Genomic DNA, 15208 nt, shown 5'->3' with positions numbered 1-15208 from the left:
GTCATCGCTCTCAAGGCTGAGCACCGTCTGGAAGTTCTCCTGGAGGTAGCCGGGTTAGCCCGGTCCACGTTCTTCTACCACCAGTCCCGCCTCAAAGGCCCAGATCCACGGGCCTCTCTGAAGGCCACCATTACAGAGATTTTCACGAAGAACCACGGCCGGTATGGGCACCGCCGTATCCATATCGAGCTGCTGAAGCAAGGATGGACGGTCGCCAAGAAGACCGTCCTGAAGCTGATGCGTTTCCTGCGGCTGGTCTGCAAGGTCCGAAGCAGGAAGCGGTACAGCTCGTACCAGGGCGAGCAGGGCGTCGTGGCCCCGAACCTGTTGAAACGCCAGTTCGAAGCGGATGCCCCAAATCAGAAGTGGGTTACCGATGTGACCGAGTTCAGCGTCGGTGACCGGAAGCTCTACCTCTCACCCGTCATGGACCTGTTTGACCGGCAGATCATCTCCTACGCAATCGGCACTTCACCCAATCTCGAGCTGGCAAATGCATCGCTGCGCGGCGCCCTGGCCACGCTGGAGGACGGGCAGAAACCACTCGTGCACTCCGACCAGGGATTTCAGTATCAGCACAACTCCTGGCGCACGCTCTTGGCGGACGCCGGCGCGGTCCAATCGATGTCCCGCAAAGCCAACTGCTATGACAACGCCGTCATGGAGAACTTCTTCGGTCACCTCAAAGAAGAGCTCTTCCACCGTGTCCGGTTCCTCAACGCTGACGCCCTGGCCGCGGCACTGCACGAATACATCCGCTGGTACAACACCGAACGAATCTCCACCAAGCTCAAGGGTCTGAGTCCGGTACGGTATCGTGCCCAGATGCTTGCGGCATAGGTCCCTCTTAGCCGCCCTTATCGGTCCCCTAATCCGTCTGGCGGAGGGCACAGACAACCGATGCCCTAACCTATGCTCTGGCGCAAGATGTACGGTCGTTGGATGAGAGCAGAACTCATCGATCCACGGGATCAAACCATGCAGGTCAACGATCCGACGTACCGCGTCTACTTCTGGGCCGAAGACGCCGCGAAACAGGAGTGGGAGCTTTCGGGCGCGGACCTCAATGAAGTGCTCGAGTGGATTCCTGCCCATTCTCGAGGTCGCTCCCACAGCCTCTGGGCGGTAACGCGCCTCCCAGGTGAGGTCTGCTTGGTTCGTCTGCAAGGTATCGACCTCGACACTCGACCGGACGCTTGGCCGAGCTGGGCCCGGAGGGTTCATCTGTAGCGCCGATGACGACGACACCCTCATTCCCGCGCTGCGGATGACCGCTGCACCGTGCCGGACTGGCCTCCAGATCGAGACTCATCGTGCGCTGCCCCCAGAGAAACCTCAAACGGACACCTACCTCAACAGCCAGAACTTCCAGCAACGACAGAAGTCCCCGCCCCAAATGGGACGGGGACTTCTGCGAAGAGCCGATCACTAGCCACTAAAGTGGATACATCGCAATTGCGAGTCCAACTTTCGGGGAGCAGTTCAGCGCCGCGGGCCCTTCTTGTGTTGCGTCGGGAGCTGTTGTGCCTGGCTGCCTCGGTATCCCGGCGAGCCGGGCGGCGCTACTTTGCCAGGAACCCCAGCAGCAGCTCGTTAACCTCGGTGGCGTGCGTCCACAGCATGCCGTGCGGGGCGCCCTCGATCTCCACGTACTCGGCGCTGGGCAGCGCCTTGGCGAACCGCCGGCCGGTGGCGTCGATTGGCAGGATATTGTCTGCGGTGCCATGGACAATCAGCGTGGGGACGTCGATTTTCGGGATGTCGCCCCGGAAGTCCGTGAGCCAGGAGGGCTGGGCGGCCACGGAGGCCGTGGCGCCGCCCGAGGATGCCAGGTTCCACCCGGCCCGCATCACTTCCTCGCTCAGCCGGGGGGTGCCCAGGAAGGTGTCGCTGTTGTAGAAGTTCTTGAAGAACTCGGTGAAAAAGGCGTAGCGGTCCGTGGTCACGGCCTCCAGCAGGCCGTCGAATACGGACTGCGGGACGCCGTCGGGGTTGTCGTCGGCCTGCAGCAGGTACGGCTCCAGGGAGCCGAGGAACACGGCTTTGGCCACCCGGGCCGAGCCGTAGGTGCCGAGGTACCGGCCCGCCTCGCCGGTACCCATCGAGAAGCCCACCAGCACGGCGTCGTTCAGGTCAAGCGTGGTGAGCAGGGTGTCGAGGTCGGCGGCGAAGGTGTTGTAGTCATAGCCGTCAGTGGGCTTGCTGGACTGTCCAAAGCCGCGGCGGTCGTAGGTGATCACCCGGTGGCCGGCGCCCAGCAGTGCCGTGGTCTGCTTCTCCCAGGAGGATCCGTCCAGTGGATAGCCGTGGATCAGGACTACCGGCTGCCCGCTCCCGTGGTCTTCGTAGTAGAGCTCAATGTCGGTGCTGTTCTCGGTTCCAACCTTGATGTAAGCCATATCAGCGGTCCTCTCGGTACGGTTCGGAAGTCAGTTTGTGCGGGAGCGGCACGGTTCAGCTGCCACTGTAGGGAACCAACGCCGTCCGGCCAGCGAGTGTTCCCGGGGCCGCATTTGGTGCGGGCATACCCCTGGGGGTATAGTCGTCGTGACGGACCTACCCAAAGGAGAACCAGATGTGCCGACAGGTTGCATGCAAGAAGTGCGGTAAGACCACCTGGGCGGGCTGCGGCCAGCACGTTGACCAGGTCATGCGGGGCGTCAAGGGCGCCGACCGCTGCAAGGGTCACGAGGGTGAAGTCAGCACCAAGACCGGCTTCTTCGCCAAGCTCTTCGGCCGCTAAACCGATTCTCCCGCCGGAACGAAAAGGTCCCTGCCGCACCCGCTGCAGCAGGGGCCTTTTCCGTTAACCGGCCCTAGTCCAGCAGCGCCCTCGCCACCACGTCGGTCAGTTCGTGGATCACGGCCAACCGTTCCTCGCTCTCGAGGTCCTCGCCCCAGGTGTAAATCGTGAGCGCGTAGGACCGCTCGCCGGTGGTCAGGAGCGCCGCGTCGTGGACGTAGCCCTCCACCTCGCCGTACTTGTGCTGCACAGTGATCTCCGGGCCGACTGCGGCGGGAATGAGCCGTTCGTTGTTGGTCTCCTGCATGTAGCCCAGCAGCTCCCGGGTGTGCTCCGCGTTGAGCAGCTGCCCGGTGGACAGTTGCTGGAGCAACCCCGCCATCTCGGCCGGTGTCAGCAGGTTCAGTTCCGGGTCGTAGCTGATCCCGATCGATGCGGCGTACGCGATCAGCTTCGGGTAGCCGATGTCCTGCATCAGCAGCAGCCAGGAGTCGTCGCTGCTCGTGTTGACCATCGCCTGGAGCTGGAACGCGGCGTCATAGCTGCCCAGCGGCGCGTCCAGGGATTTCTCGCCGGTTTCCACCAGATGGTAGTAGGCAGCCGCCGTGATGATCTTTGCCGTGCTCGCTGCCACAAATTCGGCCCCGTCGCCGTAGCTGCGCGGCTCCCCGCCGCGGGTGTCCGCCACTGCGACGCCGATCCGGTAGCGGGAGTTCTCGGCCAGGATCCGCGGGATCTCGGCGTCGAGGTCGACGGCGGCCCGCGGAGCCTGCGCCGCCGGAGCCGCACCGGGCTGACCGGGCCACTGGTCCTTCAGGCTGGACAGGAAGCCCGAGGCCGGAACGGGACCGGTGCGCACAACGGCCAGGATTCCCACGCCGAGCAGCACCAGGACCGTCACCGCCCAGACCAGGAGCAGCTTGCTCCGGGCGCTGAGGGTTTTGGCGGCCGGGCGGGAGGGTCCCGAGGTGTTCATGGTGCAGGACCTTCCGGGTCAACAAGAGGGGGATTCCTTGAAATGTATGCCGGGAGGCGGGGCAAGTCCACGCCCCGCGCGGGGCGGCGCCAAGCTGAGGGGAAACTCCCAGCTCTGACTTTGTCGGGCGTGCCACCGCGGTCGGCGCAGCCTGCGCCGTCGGCCCGTGCGGCCCCGCTAGGCTGGCAGGTATGCCGAGGAAAATTACTGTCAGCCTGCCGGATGCGACCCTGCGCCAGTACCTCAGGCCGCACCCCGACGTCGACGTCGTCGAGTGGGACCTGTCCGGGGAACCTCCCCGGCCGCGGATCGACATTGTGGTGCCGCCCTACATGGGCGGTCCGGGCGTCCTGCGCAGCCTGGCGGCCGTGGAAACCGGGCTCGTGCAGGGCCAGTCGATTGGATATGACGGTGTTGCGGAGGCGCTGCCGCCGGGCCGGGTGTTTGCCAATGCCGCCGGCGTCCACGAAACCTCCACCGCGGAGCTGGCCCTTGCCCTGGTCCTGGCCAGCCAGCGCGAGTTCCCGCGGCAACTGCAGAACCAGCAGGAGGGCCGCTGGGAGACCCGCTCCACGGCCAGCCTCGCGGACCGCAAGGTACTGCTGGTCGGCTACGGCGGCGTTGGCAAGGCGATCGAGGACCGGCTCCTGCCCTTTGAAACCACCGTCACCCGCGTGGCCAGCACGGAACGGGCCGAGCCGCGGGGCCACGTCCACGGCATCACCGAACTGCCCGCCCTGCTGCCGGAGCACGACATTGTGATCGTGGGGGTCCCGCTCAACCACGCCACGCATCACCTCATCGACGATGCCTTCCTCGCGGCCATGCCCGACGGCGCCTTGCTGGTCAACGTGGCCCGCGGACCCGTCGCGGATACCGAAGCCCTGATCCGGCATACCGCCACTGGCCGGATCCGGGCGGCCCTGGACGTCACTGATCCGGAGCCGCTGCCGCAGGACCACCCGCTGTGGCGGACGCCAGGCGTGATCATCAGCCCGCATGTGGGCGGGGATACCTCGGCGATGCTCCCGCGGATGGGCCGGCTGCTCCAGCGGCAGATCGACCTGATGCTGACGGGCGAGCCGCCGGCGAACGTGGTGCTGGGCGGCTAAACCAGCTGCGGACCGGCCCGCTCCTTGGTTATCCCCGCAAAGAAACCGTTCGCTCATTGGTATCGGCTGCCGGGCAACAATTCGGGGACGAGTGTTTGGCCAGAGTATCCGCTCGGTGCTAACCCACTAATAATGAGGAAATGACGGCCCCGTGTAGACACCCAGTTTTCGATCCCGGCGGACGATCTTCGGTGGTCTTGGCGGTCAGTGCCATCCTGGCAGCTGGCGCTGCCTCCGGATGTGCTTCCTCGCCAGGGAACGAAGAACCTGCTTGTTTCCCGCCCGCCTTTGCAGTGAACCCGTCCAGCGCGAAGCCCGGCGACAAGGTGACGGTCAGGGCACCAGACGCTGACTGCAATCCCCGCTACGGCCAGAACGCCAGCATCCAAGTGACTGTCACCGATGCGACGAGCGTCGCGGTCATCAACACCACTGCCCCGATGAATGACGCGGGTGGCTTCATTTACAGCTTTGAGGTCCCAGCTCAAATGGCCGCCGGCGAGGCGGCTGTCACTGCCATCCCGTTCAACATCGACTGGTGCGATGACACTGGCAAGAACACCAGGGCCGACGGCGCAGCTGCCACTTTGCAACGGGCGTCGTGTGTTACGCCAATGAAACCACTGAGCATCACCCGTTAGGGCCGGCCGGCATCTGCCCACCCCCGCGAGATCGTCACTTCACAGCCCTCCGAGCCAAACGTTCCCTGGCGCGGGCCAGCTATTCGAGGCCGGCAGGGATGAGGGCTAAACGACCCTGAGCAGCCTGCGGTCCAAGCGTCGGGGGCGCTGGCGAACCGGGCCGCCGTGGTCCGTTGCAGGTATGGAAAGACGGCAGCCCTGAACGCTCCGGGTGGCGTTCCCCCAATGATGCAACCCGGGGCGGGTATGCAGCCCAAGATCCTGCGTAGGGGCGGTGGAAAGACGGGTAGCGGGTACGCGAGCCCCAGGCGTGGCACCATCGTATGCTCTGGTTCGGCGGGGGTATCCAGTCAGAAAGCGCTCCGATTGTTAGGGGAACCAACCATGCAACCATCTGCCCGCCCACCCTTCCACCGGGCCCCGAGGCGCCGCTTGGCCAGGACGGCCATTATCGTGGCGCTCGCGCTGCTGATCAGCAGCTTCGGCCCCTTGGGGGGGATGCACAACCTCTTCCGGCCCGATGTGGCCGAGGCCGCGGTTCCCTCGAGCGCCACAGATATGACGAAGGTACCGCACTACTTTGGCCCCTACCCCAACTGGGCGAACAGCCCTCAAACGTTGGCGGACGCGATGGTGAAGATCAGCGTCGGGACCCCGACGCCGGTCCTGTTCGGCAACCCGCTGGTCGAGCGCAAGTACGCAACCGACTACGCGAAGCCGACGGGTGAGTTGGGTCCGGTGCTGGTGGTGCTCGACCATACCAAGCTGCCTGCCGGCACACTCAACGACTTTCAGAGCTGGAACCAGGGCACCGCCGGAGCGAGCCCGACCACCTCGGCGGGCAACACCTTCTACGCGCTGGTGCTCCGACCCACCGGCACCGCGGGGGAGTACACCGTCGTCTACGCCAGCAACGAGCTGAAGGTGCCCACCCCGACGGTGAGCACCGGTGAGGTCGAGACCTATTCCGTGCCAGCGGTGACGGTGCAGAAGGACGACGTGATCGGCTTCTACGGCCAAGGCATTCCGATCGACACCGGAGTCCCCGCCAATGGCGACACCTTAAGCACACCGGCGAGCGGTGACCCGGCGCTGGCCACCAACGTCGTCCCGGCCAAGGACAGCACGGTCAAGCTCGGTGCCTCGAACTACCCGGACTTCTCCCACGACCGCACGTACTCCTTTGGGGCCGACGTCACGCCGAGCATCACCGACCCGGGCACGGGTGCGGAAGCGACGGCCGCTGTCGACCCGAAGACGGGTGCCATCTCCGGTGTCACCGTGACCAGCCCGGGCGCTGGCTACGTGGTCCCGCCCACTGTGGAGATCACGACCGCTGGCGTCACCCCGACCACGATGGCCAAGGCCACCGCCAAGATCGCCACCGGCGTCATCACCAGCATCGACGTCAACGAGACCGGCTACGGGTTCACCGCGCCATCCGTGACCCTGGCGGGCGGGAATCCCACTGCGGGCTCCGAGGCACATGCGCTGGCCAGCGGTACAGTCGACAACCTGAAGCTGACCGACGGCGGCAAGGGCTATCAGACCCAGCCGCTGGTGAACATCTCCAAGCCTGACCTCGCCGACGGCGAGCAGGCCACCGGCAGCGCAACGATGGACGCCAACGGCGTGGTCACCGGCGTCGGGATTGCGAACGCCGGCAGCGGGTACACCTCAGCCCCTACCGTGACCGTCAGCGACGCCAGCAAGACCGCTCCCGACCAGGAGGCCAAGGTTGAGGCCACCATCGGCGTTACCCGCATAGACGTCACCGACGGCGGCGCGGGCTACGGTTCAGCACCGACCGTGACGATCGCCGACACCGTAGGCACTCCAGACAAGGGCGCCAGCGCCACCGCCAAGGTGGCGGTCAAGGGCTCGGTTACCGACATTGTGGTCACCACCCCCGGAGCGGGATACCTCACCCCGGGGATCAAGAAGTTCGTCGACACCCTTCCGGGGCAGGGAGAGGCGAACGCCAACGACCTGGGCCAGTACATCCCGGTCGCGGTGCCGGACACCACTACCTACCCCGGCACCGACTACTACGAGATCGCGGTCGTGCAGTACCGGATGAAGTTCCACCGCGACCTGCCGGCCACTTTGCTCCGCGGGTACGTTCAGCTCTCGACCAGCGTCGTCCCGGGCAAAAAGGTCGCCCTCGGCAACGCCAACCTCGACCCCGTCATTCCCGACAGTCCCATCAGCTTCAGCGGAGTGGATAAGCCGCACTACCTCGGCCCCACGATCATCGCAACGAAGAACAAGCCCGTCCGGGTACTGTTCCGCAACCTGCTGCCCACCGGCGTGGATGGTGACCTGTTCCTTCCGGTCGACACCTCTGTGATGGGTGCGGGTGCCGGTCCCAGCATGATGACGCTGGACCCCACCACCAAGATCCCGGTGGACATGGCGAAGGATGAGAAGAGCGTCCTCGACGGCGTGCGCAACCCGATGTGCGGCGAGACGCCGAAGCCGACTACTTGCTACTCGGAGAACCGTGCCACATTGCACCTGCACGGCGGTATCACCCCGTGGATCAGCGACGGCACACCGCACCAGTGGGTCACCCCGACCGGTGAGAACACCGCGTACCCGAAGGGCGTGAGCGTCAGCAATGTGCCGGACATGCCGGATCCCGGCCCCGGCGCGGAGACCTTCTTCTACACCAACCAGCAGAGCGCGCGGATGATGTTCTACCACGACCACTCGTGGGGCATCACGCGGCTCAACGTGTACGCCGGCGAGGAAGCCGGCTACATGATCACCGACGACACCGAGCAGAAGCTGATGGCTCCCGGCGGGGCCCTCGACGGTCTCGGCATGGGGACCTCGCTCACCATTCAGGACAAAACCTTCGTGCCGAGCGCGAAGCGGATGGCCCAGCTTGACCCGACCTGGGACCCGAAGAAGTGGGGCGGTGAGGGCAACCTCTGGCAGCCGCACGTTTACATGCCCGCGCAGAACCCCAGCGACCCCAGCGGGATGAGTGCGTTCGGCCGCTGGTTCTACGGCCCATGGTTCTGGCCGCCGGCCAAGGACGCCAAGTACCCGCCGATGGCCAACCCCTACTACGACCCCGCCTGCGACCCTAACGTGGCTGACTTCTGCGAGCCGGCCGTGATCCCGTCGACACCCAACAACTCGGTCGGCATGGAGGCCTTCCACGACACGCCGGTTGTGAACGGCACCGCCTACCCAACGACGACCATGGACCCGAAGACGTACCGGTTCCGGATCCTCAATGGCTCCGATGACCGGTTCTGGAACCTTTCCTGGTACGTCGCCGATCCCGCCACCGGCACCGAGGTCGCGCTGAAGTCCAGCGAGGTCTCCATGGCGCAGACCGACCCCGTCGTCACACCGACGCCGGACACCACAAAGAGCCCCAAGGGCCCTGACTGGATCCAGATCGGCAACGAGGGCGGCTTCCTGCCGACCCCGGCGGTGGTCCCGGCCCACGAGACGACGTGGATCACCGACCCGACCCGGTTCGACGTCGGCAACGTCGACCAGCACTCGCTGCTGCTCGCGCCGGCCGAACGGGCCGACGTGATCGTCGACTTCTCGGCTTACAAGGGGAAGACGCTGATCCTCTACAACGACGCACCGGCGGCGTTCCCGGGCCGGATCCCCGGCTACGACTACTACACCGGAGGACCGGACATGTCCCCGGCCGGCGCTCCTTCGACCCTGCCCGGTTACGGACCCGACACCCGTTCGGTCATGCAGGTCAAGATTTCGAACGCCGCACCCGCGCTCGCCTTCGACCGGCCGAACACCACGGCCGACCAGATGGGCAAGCTGATGGCGGCTTTCGATCACCACACCGACGCGGCCGGCAACCCCGCCGGGGTCTTCGAGTCCAGCCAGAACCCGATCGTGGTCGGCCAGGCAGCCTACAACCAGGCCTACGGGAAGAGCTTCGTCAACAGCGGCTACTGCAACGCGGCCGCCAACCCCGCAGCCAAGTGCGACGGCTTCGCCAGGATCGCCGAGCAAGGAGGAGACACGTTCAAGTTCGACACCCTGTTGGGCCCGCAGCTCAGCATCCCCATTGAGGGCAAGAGCGTCCACGACGAGATGAACTCGGCTAACTTTGACGAGTGGGGCCGGATGAGCGGCAACATCGGGTTGGAGGCGCCCGGAGCAACACCGCTATTGCAAAACGTCATTCTCTACCCGTTCGTCAACCCCGTCACGGAGAAGCTGGACGGCACCAAGGGCACGAACAGCCTCAACGTGACCCCGATCTCCACCAACGCCGACGGCACGCAGATCTGGAAGATCACCCACAACGGCGTGGACACCCACCCGCTGCACTTCCACCTCAACGACGTGCAGGTGTTGAACAGGGTCACCTGGGACAACATCATCATCCCGCCCGAACCGACAGAACTCGGCTGGAAGGACACCGTGCGTGTCAGCCCACTGGAGGACACGATTGTGGCGGTCCGTCCCATCGTGCCGAAACTCCCGTTCGCCATCCCGGACAGCAACCGGCCACTCAACCCGATGATGCCGCTGGGCGCCAAAGGCTCGACGACCGGCCCGAACGGGTCCGAAGCCGGGTTCAACAACACCGACACCAACGGTAACCCGATAGCCCCGATCAGCAACGACATGACCAACTTCGGCTGGGAGTACGTGTGGCACTGCCACATCCTCAGCCACGAGGAGATGGACATGATGCGGCCCATCTCGGTCAGCACGCCTCGCACGCTCCCCGACGCGTCGGTGGTCAGCTTCACTCGACCCACCAATGACGTGTTGCTGAGCTGGACTGACGGGACCCCGGTGTCGATCACCGATCCCACAACCTGGGGCAACGCCAAGAACGAGATCGGCTACAGGATCGAGCGTGCGCCACTGACCAACGGCACGGTCGGCGCCTTCGCACAGGTCGGCACCACACTGGCGAACGTCTCCACCTACATCGACAAGACCGCCGGGACCGGGCAGTACGCCTACCGGGTAACGGCGTGGAACGCGGCGGGGAACACGGTGTCCGCACCGCTGCTTACCGCTTCCACCACGCCGACGGTGACCACTAAGAGCCCCGCATCCGGGGCGACCGGGGTGGCGACCAACATCCGGCCGACCGTCACGTTCAACGAAGCAGTCACGGGCGTCAGCAACACCTCGTTCGCGTTGAAGCAGGGCAACACGGCCGTTCCGGCTTCGGTGACCTACAACGCGACGACGTTGACGGCCACCCTCGTCCCTACGGCTGCACTGGCCGCTGACAAGCCCTACACCCTCTCGGTGACCACGGCCATCAAGAGCGTTTCGGGCGGATCGGTAGCGGCGACGAGTTGGGGCTTCATCACCGGACCCGGCCCGACAGTCACCACCACCAACCCCGCCGCCGGGGCCACCGGCGTCGGTCTGGGCACGATCTTCGCGCGGACACCGTTGAGTGCAACGTTCAGCGAAGCCGTGACCGGCCTGCCCGCCACCGCCGCCAGTACGCCCAACTTCACCCTGAAGCTGGGGGCGGCGACCATCGCCTCGAAGGTGACCTACAACGCGATCACCCGGGTCGCCACGTTGACGCCGGACGCTCCGTTGGCCAGTGACCGCACCTACACGCTGTCCCTGAGCAACGCAGTCAAGGACGTGGCCGGCAACCCGCTCACCGCCAAAACGTGGACCTTCATCACCGGTCCCGCCCCAGTCGTCACGGCTCGGACCCCGGCGATCAACGCCACCAGGGTCAGCCGGACGGCGAACATCACCGCCACATTTAGCGAGGCGGTCACCGGTCTGCCAAACACGGCCACGGCGAACGGGAACTTCACTATCAAGCGGACGTCGAACGGCGCCGCCTTCACCGCAACGGTCAGCTACTCCAGCCTCACAAGGGTGGCAACGCTGAATCCGACCGGCACGCTGCTGGCCAACACCCAGTACACCGTCACCCTCAGCAGCGGGATCAAGGACACCGCTGGCAACCTGCTAACGCCCGTCACCTGGAACTTCACAACGGGCAACTAGCATTTTAGCAACGCTCACCGCCGCCCGGCCCCCAGGCCGGGCGGCGGTGAGCGTTGCTAGCCCCGCATCGGCACTGCTACCCAGAACGAGGAGACGATCATGTCGAGAGGAACGCCCCATCGGACCCGGGAGCGGGAATCCCGAGCCCGGGGACCCCTGGTCCGGCGGCTCCTCGGGATGTTGTTCGCAGCGCTCACCCTGGTGCTGGCGGTGCCCGCGGCCCCGGCATGGGCGCACGCCGAGCTTGTATCCACGACGCCGGACGAAGGCGCCGTGCTGGCCGTTGCGCAGAGATCGGTAGAACTCGCCTTCGACGAGCCGGTCTTCCTGGTCCCCGACGGCTTTCAGCTTTACGACGGCAGCGGGGGTCATCGCCCCGTGCCTGTCGAGGCGCTGGACACGACGGTCCGGGTTACCCTGCCACCGGATCTCGCCGAGGGCAGCTACGTGCTTGGCTGGCGGGTGGTTTCCGACGACTCGCACCCTGAATCCGGGGTGCTGTCGTTCGCAGTGGGCAGGGCCAGCGCCGCGGTCCCGACCATCGTCGAAAGTGACACCCGGCCGGTGGACGTCCTGTACGGGGCACTCGGCGCTTTCGGATATCTGGGCTTGTTCTGTCTCGTGGGTTTCACGGTTTTCGACTTGTTTGTTGCCCGCACCACCGCAGCGGGTCGTCGGCTCCCCTGGGTGGCCGCACTCGTCGCTGTTAGCGCCTACGTCGTGCTGGTGCCACTCACCGTGGTGCGGGAGCGGGGGTTGGGTCTCGGCGCGCTATTGGATCCGGCTCTCGTCCTCACCGGATGGTTCGGGGCTGCCGCGCTGACCCTGGTCCTTGCCGCCTCCGGGGTGGCACTGATGCTGCTGCGGCCACTGCTGCCGCGCCGGGAGGGCTTCTGGGTCGGGACGGTGGGAGCCGGAGCGGCGCTGGTCTCGGTGCTGCCTGTCGGCCACACCCGGACCTTCGGACCCAGCTGGCTGGTGATGGGCGCCGACCTGGTCCACGCCGGGACGGCAGCTGTTTGGCTGGGTGGCCTCGCGGCCCTGGTCATCCACCTCGCCCGCGCCCGACGCCGGAAGGGCGACGCTGCCGAGGCGGCCGTGGTCCTGGGCAGGTTCTCCACGCTGGCCGGTGGCATCGTTGTCCTGCTGGGCGTCACCGGCGCCGTCCTGGCCGTGGTGATGGTCGGTTCGGTGGCGGCCCTCGTTGGCAGTTCGTATGGTCTGCTTCTGCTGGCCAAACTTGGCATGGTCGTCATCATTGGCGCACTTGCGGCGTGGAACCGATTCGGGCTCGTCCCTCGCCTGAAGCGCGAGGGAATCACGGGGAGCGCCTGGCCCCGGCTGGCGCTGGCCATCCGCGTGGAAGCGGTGGGGGTGGTGCTGGTCGTTGGACTTACCTCGGCCCTGACGCTGCAGAACCCCCGCGCCACCGATAACCCCGCTGAACTGGTTGCGGCGGCAGCCGAGGCATCCACTTCAGTCGGCACCCCGGTGCTTGCCGAGCTCGGCACCGGCCACCTGACCGGACGGTTCAGCCCGGGCACGGCAGGGACAAATGTCATCACCTTCGACCTCACCGACGCCGGGGGCGCTCCCATCGTGCCCCTCGGCATGCCGCAGGTCAGTGTGGCTGAGCCGAACCTGAGTCTCGGACCGCTGGCCGCCGAGGTCCAGCCCGGAGAAACGCCGGGCAGCTACCGGGCCGTGGTCGTGTTGCCGGTGGCGGGTCAATGGAAGATCACCGCCGCCGTCCGGGTCAACGAGCTGGAGCAGCCCGCGGCCGTCGCCGATGTGGTCGTGGTGCGCTGAGGCAGGCCGGTCCCAACTTGGCGTGCGACGCCGCCCCGGACGTCCCCCGGGGTGAGGACGCAAAACTCGTTGCCGCCGGGGCCCTCGCTGGAAACACCCCAGCCGAGCGCCGCCGCCCAAAACCGGCCGACTTCGACGGTGGCACCCCGGCTACGCGCGCTTTCCAGTCCGTGTGTTTCCTCCGGTGGCTGCCGGGTCTCCGGTCCCCGCGGTGTCCACCACGCGAGCTACACCGGGCCGGCGACCGGGCGCACCGGCCAGGCGCTCAGTTTTTCTTCAATTCCTCGGCGAGCATCACGAGGATGCCGCTGGGCCCGCGGACGTACGTGAGCTTGTAGATGTCTTTGTAGGTCGCCACGCCGCGAAGCGGATAGCAGCCGTGCCTTGCGGCTATTTCCAGGGCCTCGTCGATGTCAGCAACTGAGAACGCGACCCGGTGCATGCCAATCTCGTTGGGACGCGTGGGCGCCGTCTCGATCGCATCGGGGTGGATGTACTCAAAGAGTTCGAGGCGGCCGTGACCGTCCGGCGTTTCGAGCATGGCAATGTTGGCGTGATTGCCGTCAAGCCCGACGGCGGTGTCGGTCCAATCGCCGCTGACGGTGTCCCGGCCAACGACCGCGAGACCGAGGTCGGTGAAGAAAGCGATCGCTGCCTCCAAGTCGCGGACGGCGATGCCGACGTTCTCAAGTCTGATGTTCATGCCCTTCACGCTACCGAGCCGGCCCGGTCCAGATCCAGCGTCGACGGGCTACACGCCACCATATAATTCGAGGATGCCAATCACGCGCCTTGACCGAAGCAACTTCGTCCAGCCGTACGCCCTCCAGCAGTCCGGAAGCGAGCTGTGAGCGGCGGTCTCGTCGCCCTTCTGGACGACATCGCAGCCCTGGCCAAGATTGCGGCCGCCTCGGTGGACGACGTCGCAGCCGGAGCGGCCAAGGCGGGGGCCAAGGCAGCGGGCGTGGTCATTGACGACGCCGCCGTCACCCCGCAGTACGTGTCCGGGGCGGACCCGTCCCGCGAACTGCCGATGATCAAGCGGATCTTCTGGGGCTCGCTGCGAAACAAACTTTTGATCATCCTGCCGGCGCTGCTGCTCATCAGCGCCTTCATCCCTGGGGTCATTCCGTTCATCCTTATGCTGGGCGGCACCTACCTCTGCTATGAGGGTGCCGAGAAGGTCTGGCATAAGCTCCGCGGCCACCACGAGGCCGATGAAGAGACGCCGGCGGTCGACCGGGGCCCGGAGGCGGAGGCCAAGGTCACCAAGGGCGCGATCACTACGGACTTTATCCTCTCCTGCGAGATCATGGTCATCGCGATGAACGAGGTGTCCGCCGAGTCCCTGTGGACCCGGGCGGTCATCCTGGTGATTGTGGCGCTCGCGATCACGGTGGGCGTGTACGGAGCCGTCGCGCTCATCGTCAAGATGGACGACATCGGCCTGCACCTGACCACCAAGGAGTCGGCGGGCTCCCAGCGCTTCGGCGAGCTGCTCGTCAAGGGCATGCCCGCCGTCCTGACCACGATCACCGTTATCGGGACGGTCGCCATGCTGTGGGTCGGCGGCCACATCATGCTCCAGGGGGCCTACGACCTTGGCTGGCACCTGCCGTATGACCTGGTCCACGTCCTGGAAGCTCCCTTCGCCGGGATCCCGGTGGTGGGCGGCTTCCTGGCCTGGCTTGTGAACACCCTGTGCTCGGCCGTCCTTGGTCTCGCTTGGGGCCTCGTCGTCATGGCTGTCCTGCATCCGCTGCTCAAAGTGCTGCCGTTCGGCAAGAAGGAGGGCGGGCACAAAGAGGGCGACGTCCGCGCCGCGGTCGACTGAGATCCAACCCGGATCAGCCCTCAGAGGAACCCCGTCCGTTCCAAGCATCCGGACGTAAACTGAGCCTCGAATCACTTTGTGTGACACGTGGCT

Annotated in this window: 11 protein-coding genes; 8 read left to right on the top strand and 3 right to left on the bottom strand. The window is 66.0% G+C overall.

The window, feature by feature from the left end:
* The first annotated feature begins 3 nt into the window (after positions 1–3).
* A complete protein-coding gene (locus QK287_RS01540; protein ID WP_348774689.1) occupies positions 4–840 on the top strand; it encodes an IS3 family transposase in 837 nt (278 codons plus the stop codon).
* Between the two features lie 102 nt (positions 841–942).
* Positions 943–1230: a hypothetical protein gene (locus QK287_RS01535; RefSeq protein WP_282358831.1), complete on the top strand. Its 288-nt coding sequence runs from the start codon at positions 943–945 to the stop codon at positions 1228–1230.
* Positions 1231–1562: 332 nt separating this feature from the next.
* On the opposite strand, the gene QK287_RS01530 is transcribed toward QK287_RS01535, so the two are convergent.
* Positions 1563–2399, bottom strand: a complete 837-nt coding sequence (locus tag QK287_RS01530; protein WP_282358829.1) for an alpha/beta hydrolase — start codon at positions 2397–2399, stop codon at positions 1563–1565.
* Positions 2400–2575: 176 nt separating this feature from the next.
* Between QK287_RS01530 and QK287_RS01525 the strand changes: the two genes are divergently transcribed.
* Entirely contained in the window at positions 2576–2743 is a 168-nt protein-coding gene (locus tag QK287_RS01525; RefSeq protein ID WP_226775362.1) for a hypothetical protein, read from the top strand.
* 73 nt (positions 2744–2816) lie between these two features.
* Here the strand turns inward: QK287_RS01525 and QK287_RS01520 are convergent, their stop codons facing one another.
* A complete protein-coding gene (locus tag QK287_RS01520) occupies positions 2817–3719 on the bottom strand; it encodes a serine hydrolase (protein WP_282358827.1) in 903 nt (300 codons plus the stop codon).
* A 191-nt stretch (positions 3720–3910) separates the two neighbouring features.
* Here QK287_RS01520 and QK287_RS01515 point away from each other — a divergent pair, with 191 nt between their 5' ends.
* From QK287_RS01515 to QK287_RS01500, 4 genes are all read left to right on the top strand, one after another.
* Positions 3911–4831, top strand: a complete 921-nt coding sequence (locus QK287_RS01515; protein WP_282358826.1) for a 2-hydroxyacid dehydrogenase — start codon at positions 3911–3913, stop codon at positions 4829–4831.
* A 389-nt stretch (positions 4832–5220) separates the two neighbouring features.
* Positions 5221–5472 carry a hypothetical protein gene (locus QK287_RS01510; protein WP_282358825.1) on the top strand — a complete coding sequence of 84 codons (252 nt, stop codon included), beginning with the start codon at positions 5221–5223 and terminating at the stop codon, positions 5470–5472.
* Between the two features lie 432 nt (positions 5473–5904).
* Entirely contained in the window at positions 5905–11472 is a 5568-nt protein-coding gene (locus tag QK287_RS01505; RefSeq protein WP_282358824.1) for an Ig-like domain-containing protein, read from the top strand.
* Between the two features lie 99 nt (positions 11473–11571).
* A complete protein-coding gene (locus QK287_RS01500; protein ID WP_282358823.1) occupies positions 11572–13281 on the top strand; it encodes a CopD family protein in 1710 nt (569 codons plus the stop codon).
* A 265-nt stretch (positions 13282–13546) separates the two neighbouring features.
* Here the strand turns inward: QK287_RS01500 and QK287_RS01495 are convergent, their stop codons facing one another.
* Positions 13547–13984, bottom strand: a complete 438-nt coding sequence (locus tag QK287_RS01495) for a VOC family protein (RefSeq protein ID WP_226775369.1) — start codon at positions 13982–13984, stop codon at positions 13547–13549.
* Positions 13985–14128: 144 nt separating this feature from the next.
* On the opposite strand from QK287_RS01495, the gene QK287_RS01490 reads away from it, so the two are divergent.
* The gene (locus QK287_RS01490) at positions 14129–15115 is read left to right on the top strand and encodes a DUF808 domain-containing protein (protein ID WP_282358822.1); all 987 of its coding nucleotides are present in this window, start codon (positions 14129–14131) and stop codon (positions 15113–15115) included.
* Positions 15116–15208: the final 93 nt, after the last annotated feature.

This window comes from Arthrobacter sp. AL05, from assembly GCF_029960715.1.
Lineage (GTDB): Bacteria > Actinomycetota > Actinomycetes > Actinomycetales > Micrococcaceae > Arthrobacter.
The sequence above is the reverse complement of the archived record's forward strand: the minus strand, read 5'-3'. Positions and strand labels throughout refer to the sequence as shown.

Excerpts from the sequence above, each read along its gene's own strand:
- QK287_RS01515 (WP_282358826.1), top strand. The coding sequence starts at position 3,911 with ATGCCGAGGAAAATTACTGTCAGCCTGCCGGATGCGACCCTGCGCCAG.
- QK287_RS01500 (WP_282358823.1), top strand. The coding sequence starts at position 11,572 with ATGTCGAGAGGAACGCCCCATCGGACCCGGGAGCGGGAATCCCGAGCC.
- QK287_RS01535 (WP_282358831.1), top strand. The coding sequence starts at position 943 with ATGAGAGCAGAACTCATCGATCCACGGGATCAAACCATGCAGGTCAAC.
- QK287_RS01530 (WP_282358829.1), bottom strand. The coding sequence starts at position 2,399 with ATGGCTTACATCAAGGTTGGAACCGAGAACAGCACCGACATTGAGCTC.
- QK287_RS01520 (WP_282358827.1), bottom strand. The coding sequence starts at position 3,719 with ATGAACACCTCGGGACCCTCCCGCCCGGCCGCCAAAACCCTCAGCGCC.
- QK287_RS01495 (WP_226775369.1), bottom strand. The coding sequence starts at position 13,984 with ATGAACATCAGACTTGAGAACGTCGGCATCGCCGTCCGCGACTTGGAG.
- QK287_RS01525 (WP_226775362.1), top strand. The coding sequence starts at position 2,576 with ATGTGCCGACAGGTTGCATGCAAGAAGTGCGGTAAGACCACCTGGGCG.